Origin of the sequence: Frankia sp. AiPs1 (assembly GCF_023716945.1) — a bacterium.
Classification (GTDB): domain Bacteria; phylum Actinomycetota; class Actinomycetes; order Frankiales; family Frankiaceae; genus Frankia.
Map to the genome: position 1 here is coordinate 1 of NZ_JAMQQF010000897.1, position 1,556 is coordinate 1,556.

Below are 1,556 nucleotides of genomic sequence, written 5' to 3' on the forward strand. Positions count from 1 at the left end.
CGCCTCGCCCGCGCCGTTCGCGCCGTTCGCCTCCTGGCGTAGGCGCCCCTCCTGCGACGCGAGCGCCCGGTCCTCGGCGCCGATCGCGCCGAGGCTGGCGGCGAGCTCGTCCGGGCCGGCCGTCGCCAGGGAGAACGACGGAGCCGCCGAACGCGCCGCGACGACCCCGCCGAAACCAAGGGCGGCCAGCAGGGCGAGGGTCACCGCCCGACTCAGCCGCGCCCGGAGCGGCCCCGATCCCGTCCCGGGCTGGGCGGGGCCGGTCGCCCCCGCCGGGTCGGCGGTGCCCGGTTCCCCCTCAACGGCCTGCGCGGCTCGGACGACCGCACCGCCGACGGCCGGCGGCCCGCCGACCCCGACCCGCTGGCCGCCATCCCCACCGTCCTCCGCAGCGGGTTGCGGATGAGCGGGCTCCGAGACAGCGGGCTCCGAGACGGCGGACTGTGGGACAACGGACTGTGGGACAGCGGGCTCCGAGACGACGGGTTGTGGAACAGCCGGTTGTGGAACAGCCGGTTGTGGGACAGCGGGCCCCGGAACGGCAGACCCTGGAACGGCAGACCCTGGAACAGCAGACCCTGGAACAGCGGACCCCGGGACGGCGGGCTGTGGGACGGCGGGCTGTGGGACGGCGGGTTGTGCGACGCCGGGCTGTGGAGCGTCCGGCTCGTCGACCGTCGGCGGCGCCGGGTCCGGGCCGGCGCCGGCAGCCGGCTCGGCTTGGGATTCGCCGGCGGGCTCGGGTCGGGGGGGCCGCGCCGCGCTTGCCGCCATTCTCAGAGCCTGATCAGCGCGCGGCGCAGGGCCGTCGCGGTCGTGAAGATCCGGATGCCCAGCACGACGACGACCGCCGTCGACAGCGCACCGCCGAGGCCGATCAGGTCGCCGAGCAGCACGAGCAGGACGGCGATCACCACGTTGGAGGCGAACGAGACGATGAACTCCCGGTCGTCGAACGTCCGCTCGACGAGCGATCGCGCGGCGCCGAGGGCCGCGTCGACCGCCGCGACGACCGCGACCGGCAGGTAGGGGTCGAGCCAGTCCGGAGCGCTCGGTCCCAGCAGCAGTCCGGCCACCACCCCCAGCACGAGGGCCAGCAGGGGAATCATGATCCGCTCCGTCGGGCATGGCGCAGCACCGGTGACGGCGCCGCGGGCAGGGTCAGGGACGCGGCGGCGGACGCCGTCAGGGAGGTCACGGGAGAACCTGGACGGTGGCGCAGCCGGTCGACCACCGCCGACTGCTCCACCCGCCGCACCAGCCGAAGCGGATCACCGATTGCTTCGACCGCATACGGTGCAAGCACCGGGACGAAATTGATCAGCACGATGTCCCCCGCGGCCCGGATCGCGCTGAGGGACGTCAGCCGCACCCCGTTGATCGCGATCGCCTCGGCCCCGGAGATCCACAGCACGTTCACCAGGTCGGCGAGATCGTGATCCTGGATGCGTTCCGAGACGGCCACGCCCGGGGCGGCCGTCGGCCCGGGCTGGCGCGGGCGGGGGGTGCCGGACGCCGACACCCGGGGGTCGGCGGAACCGGAGCCGCCGGCCAGC

The 1,556-nt window shown here is 75.3% G+C and carries 2 protein-coding genes and 1 pseudogene; all 3 read right to left on the reverse strand.

The window, feature by feature from the left end; translation table 11 throughout:
* Positions 1-204 (reverse strand): annotated as a pseudogene (locus ND748_RS31680) (DUF881 domain-containing protein); the annotation flags it as partial.
* 572 nt (positions 205-776) lie between these two features.
* Positions 777-1,109, reverse strand: coding sequence for a DUF1290 domain-containing protein (locus ND748_RS31685; RefSeq protein WP_251749962.1), 333 nt, complete (start codon positions 1,107-1,109; stop codon positions 777-779).
* On the reverse strand, positions 1,106-1,556 hold a 451-nt coding region (locus ND748_RS31690; protein WP_251749963.1), incomplete at its 5' end, for a DUF881 domain-containing protein. The genes ND748_RS31685 and ND748_RS31690, both read right to left, overlap by 4 nt.

Bases quoted from the DNA above. Each gene is read 5' to 3' on its own strand.
- ND748_RS31685 (WP_251749962.1), bottom strand. From the start codon at position 1,109: ATGATTCCCCTGCTGGCCCTCGTGCTGGGGGTGGTGGCCGGACTGCTG.